This is a genomic window from Lysobacter sp. A286, from assembly GCF_054052105.1.
The window spans coordinates 583,124-600,674 of sequence record NZ_JBSVRJ010000001.1; the positions used below are offsets into that span (position 1 = coordinate 583,124).

At 66.4% G+C, this 17,551-nt stretch carries 13 protein-coding genes; 3 read left to right on the forward strand and 10 right to left on the reverse strand.

The window, feature by feature from the left end; translation table 11 throughout:
* Positions 1–16 precede the first annotated feature (16 nt).
* From ACW7G0_RS02805 to ACW7G0_RS02815, 3 genes are all read right to left on the reverse strand, one after another.
* Positions 17–379, reverse strand: coding sequence for a response regulator (locus ACW7G0_RS02805; protein ID WP_456987493.1), 363 nt, complete (start codon positions 377–379; stop codon positions 17–19).
* Positions 376–4,371: a chemotaxis protein CheB gene (locus ACW7G0_RS02810; RefSeq protein WP_456987495.1), complete on the reverse strand. Its 3,996-nt coding sequence runs from the start codon at positions 4,369–4,371 to the stop codon at positions 376–378. Before ACW7G0_RS02810 ends, ACW7G0_RS02805 begins: the two co-directional genes overlap by 4 nt.
* A 312-nt stretch (positions 4,372–4,683) precedes the next feature.
* Positions 4,684–5,034, reverse strand: coding sequence for a nucleotide pyrophosphohydrolase (locus tag ACW7G0_RS02815; protein ID WP_456987496.1), 351 nt, complete (start codon positions 5,032–5,034; stop codon positions 4,684–4,686).
* 38 nt (positions 5,035–5,072) lie between these two features.
* Between ACW7G0_RS02815 and ACW7G0_RS02820 the strand changes: the two genes are divergently transcribed.
* Positions 5,073–5,486, forward strand: coding sequence for a VOC family protein (locus tag ACW7G0_RS02820; RefSeq protein ID WP_456987497.1), 414 nt, complete (start codon positions 5,073–5,075; stop codon positions 5,484–5,486).
* A gap of 19 nt (positions 5,487–5,505) precedes the next feature.
* On the opposite strand, the gene ACW7G0_RS02825 is transcribed toward ACW7G0_RS02820, so the two are convergent.
* The 6 genes from ACW7G0_RS02825 to ACW7G0_RS02850 all read right to left on the reverse strand — a co-directional run bounded on the left by ACW7G0_RS02825 (position 5,506) and on the right by ACW7G0_RS02850 (position 12,117).
* A complete protein-coding gene (locus tag ACW7G0_RS02825; protein ID WP_456987498.1) occupies positions 5,506–6,357 on the reverse strand; it encodes a S1 family peptidase in 852 nt (283 codons plus the stop codon).
* A gap of 62 nt (positions 6,358–6,419) precedes the next feature.
* Positions 6,420–7,430 (reverse strand): DJ-1/PfpI family protein, encoded by a 1,011-nt coding sequence (locus ACW7G0_RS02830; RefSeq protein ID WP_456987500.1) that lies wholly within the window; start codon positions 7,428–7,430, stop codon positions 6,420–6,422.
* Between the two features lie 109 nt (positions 7,431–7,539).
* Complete coding sequence (locus ACW7G0_RS02835) at positions 7,540–8,556, reverse strand: GlxA family transcriptional regulator (RefSeq protein ID WP_456987502.1); 1,017 nt, start codon at positions 8,554–8,556, stop codon at positions 7,540–7,542.
* Positions 8,553–10,022 (reverse strand): M64 family metallopeptidase, encoded by a 1,470-nt coding sequence (locus ACW7G0_RS02840; RefSeq protein WP_456987504.1) that lies wholly within the window; start codon positions 10,020–10,022, stop codon positions 8,553–8,555. The genes ACW7G0_RS02835 and ACW7G0_RS02840 overlap by 4 nt, the downstream gene beginning before the upstream one ends.
* 47 nt (positions 10,023–10,069) lie before the next feature.
* Entirely contained in the window at positions 10,070–11,923 is a 1,854-nt protein-coding gene (locus ACW7G0_RS02845) for an FUSC family protein (protein WP_456987505.1), read from the reverse strand.
* A gap of 59 nt (positions 11,924–11,982) precedes the next feature.
* Positions 11,983–12,117 (reverse strand): hypothetical protein, encoded by a 135-nt coding sequence (locus ACW7G0_RS02850; RefSeq protein WP_456987506.1) that lies wholly within the window; start codon positions 12,115–12,117, stop codon positions 11,983–11,985.
* A gap of 45 nt (positions 12,118–12,162) precedes the next feature.
* Between ACW7G0_RS02850 and ACW7G0_RS02855 the strand changes: the two genes are divergently transcribed.
* Positions 12,163–12,432, forward strand: coding sequence for a hypothetical protein (locus ACW7G0_RS02855; RefSeq protein ID WP_456987508.1), 270 nt, complete (start codon positions 12,163–12,165; stop codon positions 12,430–12,432).
* Between the two features lie 106 nt (positions 12,433–12,538).
* A complete protein-coding gene (locus ACW7G0_RS02860) occupies positions 12,539–14,509 on the forward strand; it encodes a hypothetical protein (protein WP_456987510.1) in 1,971 nt (656 codons plus the stop codon).
* 95 nt (positions 14,510–14,604) lie between these two features.
* On the opposite strand, the gene gcvP is transcribed toward ACW7G0_RS02860, so the two are convergent.
* Entirely contained in the window at positions 14,605–17,535 is a 2,931-nt protein-coding gene (gene gcvP / locus ACW7G0_RS02865) for an aminomethyl-transferring glycine dehydrogenase (protein WP_456987511.1), read from the reverse strand.
* Positions 17,536–17,551 lie beyond the last annotated feature (16 nt).

Sequence of the window (17,551 nt, forward strand, 5' to 3'; positions counted from 1 at the left end):
CACTAGCCGCGCAACACTAGCCGCGCAACAGGGTTCTCACCGCCTGTTTCAGCTGTGCGACCACATACGGCTTCTGCAGCATTGGGCAGCCGTGGTAGTCGTCCGGCAGGCCGTCCTCGCCATAGCCGGAGGTGAAGAGGAATGGGATGTCGCGTTCGCGCAGTGCCTGCGCCACCGGGAATACCTGCACTCCGGCCAGATTGATGTCGAGGATCGCACCGTCGATGGGCTCCGCCGTCGCCAGCGCGAGCGCGGTGGGCACCCGCGAGGCCTTGAGTACGCGATAACCAGCATCGACCAGGATATCCTCGAGCATCATCGCCAGGTGCATCTCGTCCTCGACGATCAGCAGGCACCCGGGGGCGAGGACGGTGTTCACGATGGGCTCTCGATTTCCGCCAACGGCAACTCGATCCGGCAGGTCACGCCGGCCGGATCGAACTGCAGTGTCGCCGTGCCTTGCAACTCGTATCCAAGCCCCTCGCTGATCAGGCGTGAACCAAAGCCCCGCCGGGTCGGTGGTGTGACCGGGGGCCCACCACTCTCGGTCCACAGCAGGTGCAGCCACGGCACCCGTTCGGACACGCGTGTCTCCCATCGCACCGCGACCCGCCCGTCGGGCACCGACAGCGCGCCGTACTTGGCCGCGTTGGTTGCCAACTCGTGCAGGGTCATGCTCAGTGCCAGAGCGGCCTTGGGGTTGAGCTTCAGCGCCGCGCCGCTCAACTGGACCCGGCTTTCGTTGTCATGCTGGTAGGGCGCCAGCTCGCTGAGCACGATTTCGCGCAGCCCCGCGCCGCTCCAGGCGTCGACGGCCAGCAGATTATGGGTGCTGGACAAAGCATGTAGGCGTGACAGGAACGTGGCGCGGAACTGGTCCAGGTCCGTGGAGTTGGCCGCCGTCTGCTGCGCAATGGCCTGCACGCTGGCCAGGGTGTTCTTGACTCGATGGTTGAGCTCGCCCAGCAACAATTGCTGGTACTCGGCCGCGCGGTGACGTTCGCTGATGTCCTGCAGTATCGCCAGCACGCGGTCGGGCCTGCCACCCGGATCGGTGAGCAGGGAGACACTGTTGTCGACCCAGACCTCCGATCCGTCAGGCCGCAGATAGCGTTTCTCGATCCGGAACGCTGGGCCGCCCGCCATCAGTGCGTGCAGCTGCCTCATGTAACCGGGCACGTCGTCGGGATGGGTAATGTCCTGTTTACGCATCCCGGCCAGGGTTTCGGCACTGCGTTCCACGATGGTGCAGTAGGCCGGGTTGACTTGCAGGAACCGGCCGGTGGCGTCAATTTCGGCGATCCCGACCGTCGTCTGCTCGATCAGCTGCGCCAGGTGGCGCTGGCTGGCTTTCAACTCGGCATCGAAGCGTTGTCGCTCGCTGTTGTCGCGGGCGATCAACGACCCGGAGATGGCCGTGCCTTCCATGTCCAGCACCGGAGAACACGTCACGGCGACCGGTACCTGGCTGCCGTCCTGTCGCAGCCACTGCATTTCCACTTCGGTCGATCCACGGTGCTTCGCGCATGCCTCCAGAAGTTGCCGGGTCTGCTCGGTGCTGTCGGGTGCCAGGAGCGAGAGCGATTGGCCAATCGCCTCGTTCACCGTATGGCCCAGGATCCGCTCGGCACTGGCATTCCAACTGGTGATGGTGCCGTCCAGGCGATGGCCGATGATCATCTCCCGTGAGGAGTCGACAATTGCCGCCAACCGGGCGCGCTCGATCCGGTATTGCTGGCGTTCGCTGATGTCGACGAAGGTCAACACCACGCCGTCGATGACGTTGTCGACGGTGCGGTACGGGCGAATGCGCAACTGGAACAGCAGTCCGGAGTCGCTGGCCGGCAACTCGCGTTCGACCATGGCCAGGGTACGCAGCACCTGACCCGCGTCGTGCCGCAGGTCCGGGTAGTCGATTCGCGCGGCGATCTCGGTGATTGGCCGGCCGCGGTCGCTGTCGCGCAGGTGGTACACCTCGGTCATCGCCGGGGTGAAGTTGCTGACCCGCAACTGCGCGTCCAGGAACAGGGTCGCGATCTGGGTACTGTCGAGCAGGTTCTGCAGGTCGTTGTTGAGGTGGGCGAGGCTGTCGTTCTTGTCCTGGATTTCGGCGTTGACCGTCTGCAGCTCTTCGTTGATCGACTGCATCTCCTCCTTGGAGGTTTCCAGCTCTTCGTTGGACGATTGCAGCTCTTCGTTGACCGACTGGTACTCCTCGTTGGTCGACTTCATTTCCTCGCCGGTCATCGCCTGCTGCTCGATCGCGGCCTGCAACTCGGCGCGTGCGTTGGCCAGTTCGTCTTCGAGTCCCTGGACCACCGCGGTGCCGCGATCGTCGGAATGGTCGCTGTCGGCTTCGTCGGCCGGCACCGTTTCGATCTCGTCGAACGCCAGCACGCACAGCGGCACGCCGGCATCGCGGACGGGCAGCGGCACCGCGATCAGCCGCAGGCGTTGACGCTGGTCACCGATCGACACGCTCAAACCACTCTGTAGTACCGGCTTGCCAGCGTCTACGGCCTGTTTTACCACGCTGCGCGCGGCCACCCGCAGGCCACGGTGCAATAACCCGAACAGGTTGAGGCTGGCCGCGCCCGCCGCCGGCTCCAGGTAGCGCCCGGTGTTGCCGGCGAAGCGCACGATGTCGTGCTGCTCGTCGATCACTACATAGGCTGGCGAGTACTTCTCCAGTGCGCGGCGTGCCCCGAGGTCGATCCAGTCTTGGGCCCCGCTGCTGGCCCGCGTCTCGGCGCCGCGCTTCGGCGGCGTGTCGCTCGCCGGCTTGCCGCGCTCGGGCAGTGCCGGCAAGCCGACCCCGCTGTTGGCACGGCGGGTGTAGAGGCGGTGACTCTTGCTGATCACGGTGAACAGCTTGGCGCTACGGCCGAGGCCCTCCGATGAGCCCAGCAGCAGGTAACCATCCGGTCGCAGCGCGTAATGGAAGGTCCGCAACAATTGTTCCTGCAGGTCGGAATTGAGGTAGATCAGCAGGTTGCGGCACGACACCAGGTCCATGCGCGAAAACGGTGGGTCCTTGATCGCGCTGTGCGGCGAGAACACGCACATCTCGCGGATCGACTTGGCCACGCACCAGTCGTCACCGTCGCGGGTGAACCAGCGCTCCTGACGCTGCTCGGAGATGCCAACCAGTGGTGACTTGTAGCGTCCCGCACGGGCAGCGCTGATCGCGCGGTCGTCGATGTCGGTGGCGAAAATCTGCACCTTCGGGTCGGCCTTGTCATGCAGGTCCATGGCCTCCCTCAACGCGATGGCGATGGAATAAGCCTCCTCGCCGGTGGCGCAACCCGATACCCAGACCCGCACCGCGTCGTCGGCGCCCTTGCTGGCCAGCAACTTTGGGATTGCCGTGGTTTGCAATGCCTCGAAGGCCTTGGGGTCACGGAAGAACTCGGTGACCCCGATCAGCACCTCGCGGAACAATTGCTGGTGTTCGTCGGGGTGCCCGCGCAGATAATCAATATAACCGGGCACCGTCTCGACCTGGACCACATGCATGCGGCGCTGGATGCGCCGGGTCAGGGTCTTCTCCTTGTACTGACTGAAGTCGTGCCCGACCTCGGCACGCAACAGGCGACAGATCGTGCGCAGGTGTGCGGCCAGGTCCTGGCGTTCACCGTCCGCGCCTTTGTGGCTGTCGGTGGCCCGCAGGTGCTGGAGGTGGGCGAGCAGCCGCGCCGGCATATCCTCTACTGGCAGGATGGCGTCGACCAGACCGGTGGCAGCGGCGCTGGCCGGCATGCCGGTCATCGCTACGTGGTCGAAGCCCGACTGGGCCAGAGTCAGTCCACCGCATTCCTTGACTGCGCGCAGACCACGGGCGCCATCGCTGCCGGTGCCCGACAGCACGATGCACACCGCACAGTCGCCCTGGTCATGCGCCAGCGAAGTAAAAAACGTATTGATTGGCCAGCGGTATTGCCGCGGCGGTGCGGGCTTGCTGACCGCCAGCGCGCCGTCGACGATCGTCAGGGTGGCGTCCGGCGGGATCACGTAGATGTGGTCGGCCTGCACCGGTTCGCCGTCGACGGCCTCCAGTACCGGCATCGCGGTGCCACGACCGATCAGTTCGGTCAGCAGGCTGGTGTGCTGTGGCGCCAGGTGCTGGACCAGCACGAACCCCATGCCGCTGTTGGCTGGCATCTGCGCGAAGAAATTTTTGAAAGCCTCCAGCCCTCCGGCGGAAGCGCCTATGCCGACAATCAGCAGCGGCCCGGTGTCCGGTAACGACGCGGTCCCGGCGTCCGTCGCCCCAGCGTCCGGCCTTGCGGCCTGCTCGGGCGCGACAGCTACGCCGGCGGCGCCGGGGCCGGGGCCGGTGTCGCCCGAAGGCTTGGCGTTTTCTTGCGGCATACGGCGAGACATCGCACGGCGGGACGCCAGTATGCACGGACGCCGCGGGGGGGCCATGTGAATGGATGCGACGGGAGGCGATCCGTCGGGCTTATCAGCTTCGATTCGAGTGGACACATGCTGGGCTGTTCACGGATATCGGAGTCGAAACGGGCGATGCTAGGGATGCCGGCATCCTTGCGAAAGCAGCAGCCGAATCGACGACCTATCTGAAACATCATCGTGAACGGGTTTTTTTGATGCACGCTTGGAGGGCTGATCGATTCACCGCACGGTGCCCGTACCACAGGTCTTCGAGCACCTGTCTCGGTTTCAGAGCTCGGTGTACTTCGTAATCCGCCCCTTCGCCCGCTCCACCGGATACTTCTTCGCGTTGGCCTCCATCTTCCGCCACGCGGCGTCCACCGGGTCGATGCCCAGATTGTCGGCCAGTTGCAGCAGGTAGAGCAGGACGTCGGCCAGTTCTTCGGCGACCTGTTCGCGCTTGTCGCCGCGCAGGTCGCGGCTCTGTGCTTCGGTCAGCCACTGGAAGTGTTCCAGTAGTTCGGCCGCTTCCACCGACAGCGCGGCGGCCAGGTTCTTCGGGGAGTGGAACTGCCCCCATTCGCGCTCGCGGGCGAATTCGCGTAGGGCGGCTTGCAGTGCTTCGATGTCCTGGCTCATGCGCGGTGTCCGTGCGGTGTCCAGGCTATCCTAAACCCATGACCATTCCCTTCTCCCTCCAGCGCCTCGACCATGTCGTCCTGCGCGTCCGCGACGTGGCGGCGATGCAGGCGTTCTATTGCGATGTCCTCGGCTGCACGGTCGAGAAGCGGCAGGAGGCGATCGGCCTGTTGCAGTTGCGCGCGGGGGATTCGCTGATCGACCTGGTCGATGTCGAGGGCAAGCTCGGGCGCATGGGCGGCGCCGCGCCGGGCGCGGAGGGTCGCAACATGGACCACCTGTGCCTGCAGGTGTTGCCGTTCGACCGCGACGCCATCGTCGCCCACCTGCAGGCGCATGGCGTGCAGGTTGGCGAGTTCGGTTCGCGCTACGGCGCGATGGGCGAGGGGCCGTCGCAGTACCTGTCCGACCCGGAGGGCAATGTAGTGGAGCTCAAGGGGCCGCCGGACTGATTAACGGCGTAGCGAGACTTCAACGCTCGTGTTCTTCAGAGGACTGGCGATCGGCCAGGTGCGCCTGAGCGGTGACGGTATCGTCGATCCACTTGGCGTACCGGGAAATCCGGATGCTGTAGCCGATCTGGCCATAGAGGCCAGGTTGTATCGTCGGGACGTCGCTCTCGGGGTACTTCACCCAATTGGCCAAACCCGCGAGACGCACCCGACCCTTGTCGTGAATGACGACGGGGCCACCGCTGTCGCCGCTACCGGTCGCGCCTTCGAGCGGTAGGCCCGCCGGGGGTGGATCAAATGCGTACCAAAGCCAGCGTGCATCAGCACCGGCAACGACATTGAAGGCATGGCGCAAGTCCGTGCGGTGCTGGCTGTGAGGGGGCTGGCCGTCGGTACCATTTCCGGTCGCCCCCTTGCCTATGAGCTCAATGGTCTTCCCGACTTCGTCACTTCCGCGATAGAGGGCGACCGGGGTTACATCCGTAACGGGGGACGCCAGTTTGATCAGCGCTATGTCATCCGATGATGCAAGAAACTCATGGATTTTCGATGCATCGCCAGATGCCAGTGCTTCCTGGATTAGTGCGTCAGGCAGCTTTTTGTAGCCCGGATGCGTGAATACGCGCTCGATCCTGCGCGCTGCACCACCGATGGTTATTTCGTTCATATGCGGCGATGGCGCTGCATGAGCTGCGGTTACAACCCATTGCGGCGCAATCAGGACGCCATGCGCTTCGTAGGGCATGTCCGCCAGTGCCGGGAATGCAGAAGCCGGTATCCGGTACGCGGCATCATCAAGGTCGGTACGAATCACGATGGCGCTGGCTGTGGACGAGATCGCAAGCAGCACCAGAAAAAGATAGCGGTTCATTTGTACCCTGGGGATCAAAAGGAGGCTGGCGATTGAGCTGACGTCGAATCAAGCCGAGCCGCTTAAATTTTTGGCTCATCCGCGTCGATTCTCACCTCGAGCCCGAAGTGTTCCGCGGTGTCGGAGGGCGTGGCCTTGAACTCCAGCACGACGTGCCGGTTCTCCATCTCACCTTCCCAGCGATAGGTGCCGGCGCCCGGCATGCGGGTCCAGTCGCCTTCGGACTGGGCGCCGTCGACGATCAACTGCATCAGGACGTCCTGGGTGGCCGGGCTGGTGACTTCGTACTGTATGCGCCACGTCCGCTCGTCCCCGACGGAGACGGTGCGATCGAACTGGGTGCCCTCGGGCCAGACCACGTCCCGCAGTCCGGGCATGTACCGGTCGGCCATGAGACTGCGGATGAAGCCGCCTTCGGGCTGCCAGTCGTATTCCAGGTGAAGAGCGGTGCTGCGAGCCACGTCGGTGCCGCGCATACGGGCGACGACGTGCAGGGCCGCGTCCATACCCGAAGACAGGCCGGCCGAGGTGATGATCTTGCCGTTGTCGGCCCAACGGACATCGCGGATCACGTCGACCTTGGGGAAGTCGCGGGCCAGTCCGTCAATCCGGGGGGTGAACGTGGTGGCCTGCAGGCCGTCCAGTAGCCCGGTCTCGCCCAGGATGAAGGCGCCGGTGCAGACCGACAGCACGTGATCGGCGCCGGGGGTGCGTGAGCGGATGAAGTCGAGCGTGGCGGGGTCCTTCTGCGCATCCGCAACAGTGCCGCCCGGCACCAGCAGGATGTCGAAGTTCGGGGCATTCGCGAAGTCATTATCGGGGGTGACCTTGAGCCCCATCGTCGTGGTGATCGGCTTGCCGTCGCGGGTGAGGGTGACCACGCCGAACCCGGCCGCTCCGAACACCTCGTAGGGGCCGGCGAAATCGATGATCTGGACGCCATCGAACAGCACGATGCCCACGGTCACTTCGGGCTCCGACTGAGGCACGTTGGCAGCCCATGCCGGACGCGGCAGCGCAAGGAAAAGCAACAGGGCGAGCATGGCGCCCATGACGGCTTGGGAGTTGCGCACGGCTTTTCTCCGGTGGAATCTACTGTCCGTTCATGATGATGCAATGGTGGCTGCAAATGCGGACAACGCGGCCACCAATCCGGACATGCTCGCGCTGGTCACCCGGAGATCAGGGCGCGCCGAAGTGTTGCCGGTACTCGTTCGGGCGGACGCCCAGTCGATGCACGAATGCGCGCCGCATTGCCTCGCCCGATGAGAAGCCGCACTCGGCGGCAATCCGCTGGAGATCCTTGGTCGTACTTTCGAGCAATGGCTTGGCGGCTTCGATGCGCAGGTGCTCGACGTACTTCTGCGGGGTCATGCCGAAGGCGTCATTGAAGCGGCGACTGAACTGGCGCGGACTCATGTGCATGCGCCCGGCCAACAGGGTGACGTCGAGCCGGTCGTGCAGGTGATCGCGGATCCAGCCGGCCAGTTGTGCGAAGTGATCGGGCAGCTCCAGCTCGTCGAGCTGGCGGCTGAACTGGCTTTGCCCACCCGAGCGTTTGCTCACCATCACCATGTGCTTGGCGACTCTCAATGCCAGCGGCTGGCCGTGGTCGGCGGCCACCATGGCCAGCGCCAGATCCATGCCGGCGGTGATGCCCGCGGAAGTCCAGACGTTCGCGTCACGGGTGTAGATGGCATCGGGTACGACGTGCACGTCGGGGTAGCATCGCTCCAGCTCGGCCACGTCATCCCAATGAGTGGTGGCTTGCCGTCCGTCGAGAACGCCCGCCTCGGCGAGCAACAGCGCGCCGCTGCAGACCGAGCCGATCCGCCGGACACGGAGTGCGGCCTGCCGTAGCCAGGCGACCAGCCAGACATCCTCGCGAATGCGGTCCATCGCATCGCACGTGCCGCCGCTGACCAGCAGGGTGTCGACGCTGGCGGGAAGCTCGTCGCAGGCGATATCGGGAATGATGCGCAGGCCCGAGGCCGCGGTGATCGGTTGTGCGTGCCGGGCCACGATGCGCACCGCATAGATCGGTGATTGTCGCGGATCGTCCTCCAGGGCAAACCGGTTGGCGAAAGCGAACACTTCCATCGGGCCGATGATGTCGAGTGATTGTGCATTGGCGTAGGCGAGCATGCAGATCACGCGCGTCGGAGCACTCGATGCGACTGCCGGATCGATGGCGCTCAACGGGCCGCCCGCGAATACAGGTCGATGATCTCCGCCACCGCATCGGCGCAGACCTGGCAGTAGGCGTCGCTGCGGTCGAACATCAGGCATTGCATCTGCGAGCGGTAGTAGCCGGTCGCGGCGTAGTTGGCGCCCTCGAAGGCGCCGACGGCGTGCTTGTACGGTTCTTCGGCGAACAACTGCTCGGTGTAGGCAAGTTCTTCGCGGAACAGGGCTTCCATCTCGGCCTCGGGCCGCTTGTCGGCGCGTAGTTGGGCGCGGGTTTGCTGGAACTCGCGCTGGCGTGCTTCGTATTCGGTCTTCGGCCATGGGGTCGGCACCGGGGTCTCGGCGCGCACGTGGTGGCCCCATTTCAGTTGGGCGGGGTCGTGCAGGGCGGTGATGTTGGGCTCCCACGGTTCGACCTTGGTGTCGGTGGGCGCGTAGGCCACCTGCGAGGTGTAGTACTCGTCGGCGAGGCCGGCGAAGTGGTGGCTGAACTCGTGCACGAACAGGTAGTCGGCGAAGGCGTTGTCGGCCGCGGCGGTGCTGAACTGGCCGAAGATGCCGCCGCCGCCGTAGGTCTGGTTGTTGACCAGGATCTCGATGAACTCGTTGGGGGCGTGCTGGGCGATCTCGCGCAGGGCGCGGTTGTCGAGCGCCAGCACGTAGCGCTCGCTGCCGAAGATGTCGTAGCGTGCGCCGAGCGCGGAGGGGTGGTGGTCGCCGGTCGAGGGGCGCGAGATGCCGGACTGCGGGGTTTGCACCGTCAGCGCCCAGACGTTGAAGTCGGCAGCGCGCTCCTTGAACGGCGACACGGTGAACAGATGATCACTCAGGCGCCGGGCGTCGGCGATGAACTTGTCTCGTTCGCCATCGGTGTAGCCGTCGCCGAGGATCAGCAGGTCGACCTTGTGCGCCGAGGGACCGTTGTCGCGGATCGCGACGGGCTTGAGGGTGGAGGGCATGGTATTGCGCTGGACAGTCAGGGCGCCGGGGTCGATGTCGACGCTCCAGACCGGCACGAAGGCGTTGGCGGCGTCGCGCTCGTAAACGCGCACGGTGACGGGGCTGGCCGGCGTCGGGAAACGCAACGACTCCTGGAACCCACGCGATACGCTTCCGGCTTCCTCAGTAGTGCGCCATTCGGCGAACACGGTGCTGAAGCCGCGCGAGTACAGCAGCTCGCCGGTCGCGGCGTCGAGCACTTCGAACTTGTTGTTGCCGCGGTTGCTGTCGTCGATCGGCCGCGCCGGGTTGCCCGCCCACGGCAGCGGTTCGATCACGATGCGATCGAGCGCGTAGTGCTGCTCATCGGCGTCGCCGGTGTGGAGGTAGTCGAGCCGCATGATCTGCGGCGCGGTGGCGGTGGCGGTGGCCACGGCTTGGGCGACGGTACTGGCGGACGCGAACGGGAGGAGGCACAGCAGGGCGAGGCTGGCCAGCAGTCGTTGGGGCAGGCGCCGAGTCGTGGTGTGGCGGATCATGGGGTCACCCGGGTGATGGTTTCCCCGAGTCTATGACCATGGCGCCCCTACGGGACAGGCTCGCGTGCGCCGACGTACGACTCGCGCACCAGGCATTCACGCAGGTTGCGCAGCTCCGCCTCGAGCACCGACGGCATCGGGGCCAGTGACGGGGGCGTTCTGCCATCGCGCACGGCGCCGGCGAGGATGTCGAGTGCCTGGTGCACGCGTGCTTCGCCATCGGCGGGGAACATCGATGCGGCGGCCTCGCGCGCGGCATCTCCGGCGAAGTGTTTCAGCGACCAGCAGGCCGACAGGGTGCGGTAGGCGAGGCGCTCGGTGGCGGCGATCGCGGGCCAGCTGTGCTCGGCGGCGCGACGCTGCGGGCGCGAGGCGGCGAGGCTCTCCTCGTGCGCCTGGGCGAGGGCGAAGCTGGCGTGCTGGAGCTGGCGCCGCGCGTGCTTCGCGTCCATCGTCGTGACGGTGCCGGCGGCGAGGTGGACGACCACCGCGTCGACCGCCTGCAGGGCGTGGACCAGTTGTTCGGGAATCTGGGCGGTTGACGCGCGCGGCGGGATCAGCCGGAACACCAGCAGCGCCACCACGCAACCGGCCAGGGTGTCGATGCCACGCGCCAACAGGTAACTTCCGGGCGACGCCACCGGCTGCCCGCCGCTGGCGAGGGTCAGCGCCGCGCCGGTGATGAACACCACCGCCAGCGTGTAGTTGCGCACCACCACCATCTCGATGGTGAACTGCAGCGCCATCACCACCAGCGCCAGCCACAGGCCCTGCGGATGCGCGACGATGATCGCGCCGGCCAGAAGCAGCCCGACCCAGGTGCCAAGCAGGCGCTCGATGCTGCGTTGGAGCATCCGCAGCCAGTCGAAGCCCTGGTGGAGCATCAGCACCGCCGCGGCGACCGCCCAGTACGCCCTGTCGAGGTGGACGGCCGCGCCGAGCGTACCGGCGACCACGGCCGCCACGCCGACGCGCAGGATCACCCGGCGCGAGTTGGAGCCGGGTTGCAATGCTTCCAGCAGGACGGCGCGGGCGCTGGGATGGCCCAGTGGTATCTCGTCGGTTGTGGAGCCGGGCAGTTCGCGCGGGTCGCGGACCTGTGCCAGTAGCCGGCGCAGGTCGTCGGGCAGGTCAGCCGGCACCGGCGATTGCCGGCTGGCTGCGCCCATCGCCTCGGCGAAACGCAGGTGCAACTCATGGTTGAGAGTGCGCAGGCGGCCGAGTGTGCCGTCGGCGCGCACGTGCGCCGGCTGTTGGCTGACCAGCACCGACCACGCCCGGTGCATGGTGAATGCCGCGCGGTGACGGGCCTGGCCTTCGCGGGCGCTGCCGATCGCCACGACATAGTCGATCACCGCCGTGCCGGCGACTGCCACCGCGCTGCGTTCCGGTCCATGCGGCAGGAAAAACGCGCCGCCCATGTGCACCAGCCACGCAAAGCCGCCGCCGGCCAGGACCAGCGTTGCCGCATGCAGCGGGGTCAGGTGCGCGGCCGGCATCGCGGTGCCCGCCGCGCAGGCCAGTGCGAACATGTAGGCGCCCGGCGGCCCGATCTGCAGGGCATTGCCCAGCCATGTGGCGAGCATGGCGATGAGCGCGACCATCGATACCGTCGCCCACGCCGACGTCCCCGCCCACAGCCCCAGACCGACCGCCAGCGCGAATGCCAATGCGATCACCGCCAGGTGCCTGGCGCGACTCAGGTAGGGCCGGCCGGCGCCGTACAACGCGGTGAATCCGCCGATGCCCGCCATCAGCCCGGCCGGCACGTCGCCAGCCAGCGCGCCGGCGGCGACCGGGGCACCCATGCAGGCGCTGGCGCGCAATGCGAACAGCCAGCGTCGCGGCGTGGGCGGCTGGAAGTGCAGCATGCCGCGCAGCATGCGGCGGGCGGATGACATCGGCGGCATGGTCGACATGCGGCGATTGTGGCCGATCATCGCCCGGCCGGCACGGTGACTCAGCCGCCGGCCTTGCCCGCGTAACGGTTCGGCGGCTCGTGCACGCCGCTGCCTGGTTCAAGCTGGATGTGGCGACGCAGCCACGCGGCGAGTTCGGCTTCCGGTACCGAGCCTTCGGATTCACATCGGTTCACACGCCGCCCTCGTACCTTTGGGGGAATTCGCTTCCGGGAGCCACCATGTCCGACGAAACCCCCAAGACCCCGCTCGATCACGTCACCGACCTTGCGACCCAGCTCAAGGAGATGCGCCATTACTCGAAGAACAACGTTGAGTTACTGACGGCACAGTGGCTCAAGTTCGACGAAGGCAAGCTGAAGAAGCTCGGCGAGTCGAAGACCATCGAGGAACTGATGACGCGCCAGGGCGAGTTCCACGACGCGCTGGAGGCGGCCATCGCCGAACTCGACGAACTGGCGGAGGAACTGAAGCCGCCGCCGGAAACCTGAGACTCGCGTTACGGTAATCGCACAAAGTGCGCGGAAATTGTCCTCCCGGTATCATTTCCCTGGTGTAACTACTTCAATTTATTGACGTAAGTACGGGGAAGGGAAGATGAATCGATACGGATGGGTTGCACTGGTTGCGGTGCTGGTCTTGGGTGCCTGCAGTGGTGGTGGGGATGCATCGAGCGATGGTGGCGACGCGACGGCGCGCGAAGGCGACCGTAGTTCGCTGCTGCCCCGGATCCTGGGGGGTGGCGATGGTGGTCACGACTTTGCGGAAATCCCGCAGGGCGCGTGGGCTGACCTGGTGGGGCAACTGAACCAAGCCGAAGATCTCGACGTGGCGGTCGCTGCGACCCGCGAGATCCTCGCGCGTGGCGGCATCGCCACCCGCGACGGTGAGCGCGAACTGGTGGCCGCGCATGCCCCGGCGGCCTCGTTCACGGTCACGCCGCGGGAAACCGTGCACATGGCGATGGAAGCGCGCGACCGCGGCCTCCGCGCGCGCCTGGAAGTGGCCGAGTTCGCGCACATGCTCGCGTCTTTCGGCTGGGAATTCCCGAATGCCCAGCGTTCCGGCAATGCTCGGCAGCCCAACCGCGACATCGAGGACGAGTACACGCAAGAGCGTCGCCGCGAAGCGCAACGCGAGGTGGCGCAGGCGCGGCAAGTCGCGCGCGAAACCGAGGGGGCCGAATTCGAGGCCTGGGAGGATTCGGTGCTGGACGCGCCCCAAGCCCGCTCAAGCGAGGCGCGCGCGCGCGTCGAACGAGCCAACAAGGCCGTGCGCGACGCCACCAGCCGCGAGGCGAAGCAGGCGCAATCCGTGGTGCTGGCCGCACGCGAGGAACTGACCGCGGCGCGCGAAGAGCTGACCGCTGCGCGGGAAGCGGCGAACGCGGCGCGCGAAACCCTGCGCGAAGGACAGGACTCGCGCAAGGAGCGACGCGATGCAATGCGGCAGGCAGAGCGCCTCCAGAACGTCTACGCGAGCAAGGTCGGGCCCGAGTACGGGGCGGGCGAGGATTTTCAGCTTGCGCTCGAGCGCTGGGTGCAGGCGGCGGCCAAGGCACCGGAGGATCCGGCCAGTTTCGTGCCGCTGTTCATCACCGAGATGGCGCGGCTGCAGGATCCGCCGGTCGACCTGGCCGATCCGCAGCGGCGTGTGCTGGGGCGCCCGGGTTCCGAGCTTCCGGTCAAGGGAGCTGGTCCACGTTCCGGGCAGACCCGCCTGTCGCTGCTGGAGATGCAGTTGATCCTGGCCGCATTCGACCGCGATGCCGGCACCGGCACCGACAAGGCGTTGGTGTCCAGCTTCGAGAAGGCCATCAACGGGAAACCGGAACAAGCGGCCAATGCCATCGCCATCGCCCGCGGGGTCGCCAGGGTTGCGTCGTCGCTGGCCGGTGAACCGCTGGACCTGGAGGTCGAGCCGAAGCAACTGCACCGGCCGGAAGACGAGGGCGTGCAGGTGAAGTTCACCGCCACCGGCGCCGCTGACGAAGCGGCGAGGCTGCACTGGCGCCTGGTCGCCGGCGCGCCCGTGCATGCGCAATGGTCGCTGCGCAACAACGACTTCCAGCTGGAGGGCGCGCACCAGTCGGGCAGTCCCGCGCGGGTATCGTCGTCAGAATTCGAGGGCGACTACATCGTCGACATTCGCACCGAGTCCGGCCACCACGGGACCGAGGCACGCGGCTACGTGACCGCGTACGTCGGTGCCGAGGATCCGTCCTCGCCGTCGCTCGACGACTGGTGGAAGGAAGGCGTCAACCGCGGCTTCCAGCGGACCCCCGAGGAGTTGGCCGAGATGATCAACGAAGGGATGCCTCGTAACCGCGGCTTCCTGCGGACCCCCGAGGAGCTGCAGCAGATGCTCGCCGCTTGGCTCGAGAAGACCTCCACGCCCAGGGCCTATGCCAGCGTCGAGGTCTCGTATCACTGCGCGAACCCGACCACGATCCATCTCTATGTCACCGATCCGGTCGCGGACGGTGGCGGCGATGGCGGCGAAGCCTGCACGTTCACCTTCGCGACCAGGGACGCATTCCTGGAGTGGCGGGAGGCAAACGGCGGCTGAGTACGGTCGCCGGGCGGCGGCGCGGAAATGCGATCCAGCGCCGGGCGCACAGCCTGACGCCCCCGGTTCGGGGCGTCAGCTTTTTTGAAAACGGATCAGGAAACGTTCGGCTCGCTGAACGCCTCGATCTCGCCTTCGAACTCGTTGATCGGCACGCAACTGCAGAACACGTTCTTGTCGCCATAGATGTTGTCGACGCGGGCGACCGGCGGCCAGTATTTCTGCTGCTTGAGCACCGCCAGCGGAAATGCGGCCAACTCGCGCGGGTAGGCGTGGGTCCACTCGCTGGCGCTGACCTGGGCGGCGGTGTGCGGGGCGTGCTTGAGCGGGTTGTCCTCGCGGTCGAGCTTGCCCTCGGCGATCGCGCGGATCTCTTCGCGGATCTGGATCATCGCATTGATGAAGCGGTCCAGCTCGTGCAGCGACTCGCTCTCGGTCGGCTCCACCATCAGCGTGCCGGCGACCGGGAAGCTCAGGGTCGGGGCGTGGAAGCCGAAGTCGACCAGGCGCTTGGCGACGTCCTCGGCGCTGACGCCGGTGTCCTTTTCCAGCGGGCGCAGGTCCAGGATGCACTCATGCGCGACCAGGTTGCTGCGACCGGTGTACAGGGTCGGGTAGTGCGGAGCCAAGCGCCTGGAGACATAGTTGGCGTTGAGCATCGCGATCTGGCTGGCTTTGCGTAGCCCTTGTTTGCCCATCAAGGTGATGTACATCCAGCTGATTGGCAGGATGCTGGCGCTGCCGTACGTGGCGGCGCTGACCATGCCACCGGTGGCGATGGGAGTGCCTTCTGCCGTGCTTCGGACAGTCTCTCCGGCGGGCGAGTAGGCACGAGGCAGGTAGGGCACCAGGTGCGACTTGACCGCGCAGGGACCGACGCCGGGACCGCCGCCGCCGTGGGGAATGCAGAAGGTCTTGTGCAGGTTGAGGTGGGACACGTCCGAACCCCACTTGCCCGGCTTGGCCAGGCCGACCATGGCGTTCATGTTGGCGCCGTCGGTGTAGACCTGGCCGCCGTGCTGGTGGACGATCTCGCAGATCTCGACCACGTCTTCCTCGAACACGCCGTGGGTCGACGGGTAGGTGATCATCAAGGCAGCGATCCGGTCGCTGTATTTCTCGGCCTTGGCGCGGATGTCCTCGACGTCGACATTGCCGTTCGCATCGCACTTGGTCACCACCACCTTCAGCCCGCACAACTGCGACGAGGCGGGGTTGGTGCCGTGGGCGGACTCGGGAATCAGGCAGATGTCACGCTGCTCCTGTCCGTTGGCGCGATGGTAGGCACGGATCGCCAGCAGCCCGGCGTACTCGCCCTGGGCGCCGGAGTTGGGCTGCAGGCTGACCGCGTCGTAGCCGGTGATTTCCACCAACATGGCTTCCAGTCCGTCGATCAACTCCTTGTAGCCAAGCGCCTGGCCGGCCGGCGCCAGTGGGTGGATGTTGGCGAACTCCGGCCAGGTGATCGGGATCATCTCGGCGGTCGCGTTGAGCTTCATGGTGCAGCTGCCCAGCGGGATCATGGTGCGATCCATCGCCAGATCCTTGTCGGACAGGGCGCGCATGTAGCGCAGCATCTCGTGCTCGCTGTGATGGGTGTTGAATACCGGGTGGGTCATGAACCCGCTTTGGCGCAGCAACCCGGCGGGCAACGCGTCGGTGGTCTGCGCATCGAGCGCGTCGACGTCGGTGATCTGCACGCCGAACAGGCCGGCGACGGCGATCACGTCCTCGCGGGTGGTGGTCTCATCGAAGCTGATCCCGACGCTGCCCCGGTCGATGATCCGCAGGTTGACGTGCGCGCCCTGAGCCCGATGGTGCAGCTCGGCGGCATCGATGCCGGTAACGTGCAGCGTGTCGAAGAAATTGTCGCTGACGGCGACCCCGGCCTTGCGCAGCACGCCGGCCAGGATCGCGGCCAGGCGGTGGGTGCGGCGAGCGATGCGGGTCAGGCCTTCGGGGCCGTGGTAGACCGCGTACATCGATGCCATCACCGCCAGCAATACCTGCGCGGTGCAGATGTTGGAGGTCGCCTTCTCGCGGCGGATGTGCTGCTCGCGGGTCTGCAGGGTCAGCCGATAGGCGGTGTTGCCCTCGACATCGACCGACACGCCGATCAGGCGACCGGGCATCGAGCGCTTGTACGCATCCCGGCACGCCATGAACGCGGCATGCGGGCCGCCGAAGCCGAACGGCACGCCAAAACGCTGGGTGTTGCCGACCACGATGTCCGCGCCCCAATCGCCAGGCGAGGCCAGCAGGGTCAGGGCGAGCAGGTCGGTTGCGACACAGACGATGCCGCCGCGCGCGTGCACCGCGTCGGCCAGCGCGGCGTAGTCGTTCGCCGCACCGAAGGTGTCGGGGTACTGCAGCAACACGCCGAAGGCCTCGACATCGGCGGCGGTGGCGTCATCGCCGACCACCAGCTCGATCTCCAGCGGCTCCGCGCGGGTGCGCATCACTTCCAGGGTCTGCGGATGCACGCCATTGGATACGAAGAACACATTGGTCTTGGCGCGGCTGGAGCGGCGCGCCAGGGTCATCGCCTCGGCGGCGGCGGTGGCCTCGTCAAGAAGCGAGGCGTTGGCGATCTCCATGCCGGTCAGGTCGGCGCACATGGTCTGGAAGTTGATCAGCGCCTCCATCCGGCCTTGCGAGATCTCGGCCTGGTACGGGGTGTAGGCGGTGTACCAGCCCGGGTTCTCCAGGATGTTGCGCAGGATGACGTTGGGGGTGTGGGTGCCGTAATAGCCTTGGCCGATGAAGCTGCGGAAGACCTGGTTGCGGTCCGCGATGGTGCGGATCATGGCGATCGCATCCACCTCGGTTACGGCGTCTGGCAGCGCCAGCGATTCCGGCGAGCGGATCGAGGCGGGCACGATGGCATCGGTGAAGGCTTCCAGCGACTCGTGGCCGACGGTGCGCAGCATCTGTGCGACCTCGGTGTCGTTGGGGCCGATGTGACGTGAGACGAAGGCGTCGTGGTGCTCAAGCGCGCGCAGGGAGGATTGGGTGTCGTGGCTCATGGCAGGGGCGTCCGAA